Genomic DNA, 1,564 nt, shown 5'->3' with positions numbered 1-1,564 from the left:
TCTGACGCGAAGATTTAGTTGGTTGGTGATCTCGTTAGCTGGCGCGAGCGAGGGTGACCTGGTAGCCCATGGCTTCGAGCTGTCTGATGGCTTTGGTCTTCGAGCGGTCGGGGTTGATGCGGGTGAAGTAGTCGGCGCCGAGTTCTTCGTAGAGCACACCGGTGGTGCCCATGTGCCAGATGGCGATGAGCATCGAATGTTGGATCGCGACGTTTGCCTTCTGCGGTCCGCGGCGTGCGGCGATACGACGGTATCGTGCGCCGAGGTAGGTGTGCGGGTTCTGACGGCAGGCCATCGCGGCTGCTCCGAGGGCTCCTTGGAGGTAGGGGTTCCCGGGGCGGGTGTGGGTGGATTTGATCCGGCCGGCGGACTCGTTGCTGCCCGGGCAGGTGCCCGCCCAGGAGGCGAGATGCCCTGCGGTGGGGAACCGGCTCATGTCCGCGCCGGTCTCGGCGACGATGACATCGGCGGTCAGTGGACCGATTCCGGGGATGGTGCAGATCAGCTCGCGGAACCCCTGAAAGGGCTCGATCACCACCTCGATGCGGCCGGTGATCTCCTCGATCGCCGCGGTGTGCTGGTCGATCAGGTTCAGGTGCAGGCGTGCCAAGAAGGCGTGGTGCTCGCTGAACCGGCCGGTCAGCGCCTCGGTCAGGGCCGGGATCTTCGAGCGCAGCCGGCGCTTTGCCAGCTCGGCCAGCACGGCAGGATCGTCTTGGCCGGCGATCAGGGCCTCCAGCATCGCCCGTCCGGAGACACCGAGGATGTCCGATGCCACCGCGGAGAGCTTGATGCCTGCGTCCTCCAGCAGCTTCTCCAGCCGCTGGACCTCGCGGCCGCGTTCGCGGGTGAGCGCGGTCCTGGCCCGGGTCAGGTCCCGTAGGTGCCGGATCGGCTCGGGTGGGACGAACGAGGCCCGCACCAGTCCATGCGCGGCAAGCTGGGCGAGCCAGGTCGCGTCGGCGACATCGCTCTTGCGCCCGGGGAGGGCCTTCACATGGCGGGCATTGACCAGCATGAGCTCGAATCCGGCGTCCTCGAGCAGGTAGTAGAACGGCTTCCAGTAGTCGCCCGTCGCCTCCATGACGGCACATGTGATCCGCTCGGCGATCAGGTGCTCGCGCAGGGCCAGGATCTGATTGGTGGTCGAGGCCCATGTAGTCACCGTCTCGACCGCCTTGCGCCGGCCTTCCCCGGCGATGCGGACGCAGACCTTGGCGTCCTTCTTGGAGATGTCCAAACCCGCGCACCGGACATGTACGACTTCCATCGCTCCCGCCTGCTTCCATTCCAGGGACCTATGCGTGCATCCGCCGCGGGGAGGGCAGGGAGATTCAGGAAGTCTGACGCTCGGGCTCAACGGCACCAATCCACGGTTCCCGTGGCAGCCCTCCACCACCATGCTGACCTACAGGCTCACGGGCACCACAGAGGAGACCGGGGGCGACCACGACGGACACACCCAGTCTCGCCCCGCACAGGCAAAGGTGAACACAGCAGGACGGAACGCTTCCGAGAATCTTCGCGCATCACGGTGTGCCGCAGGCACCGCATTGCTGACCTG

1 protein-coding gene is annotated in these 1,564 nt (G+C 66.2%); it reads right to left on the bottom strand.

Annotated features, from left to right (window positions below; all coding sequences use genetic code 11):
* Positions 1 to 34 precede the first annotated feature (34 nt).
* Positions 35 to 1,270 carry an IS110 family RNA-guided transposase gene (locus SPF06_RS21985; protein ID WP_323281302.1) on the bottom strand — a complete coding sequence of 412 codons (1,236 nt, stop codon included), beginning with the start codon at positions 1,268 to 1,270 and terminating at the stop codon, positions 35 to 37.
* Positions 1,271 to 1,564: the final 294 nt, after the last annotated feature.

Origin of the sequence: Sinomonas terricola (assembly GCF_034931225.1) — a bacterium.
Lineage (GTDB): Bacteria > Actinomycetota > Actinomycetes > Actinomycetales > Micrococcaceae > Sinomonas > Sinomonas terricola.
This window is presented reverse-complemented; position numbering and strand designations above follow the sequence as displayed.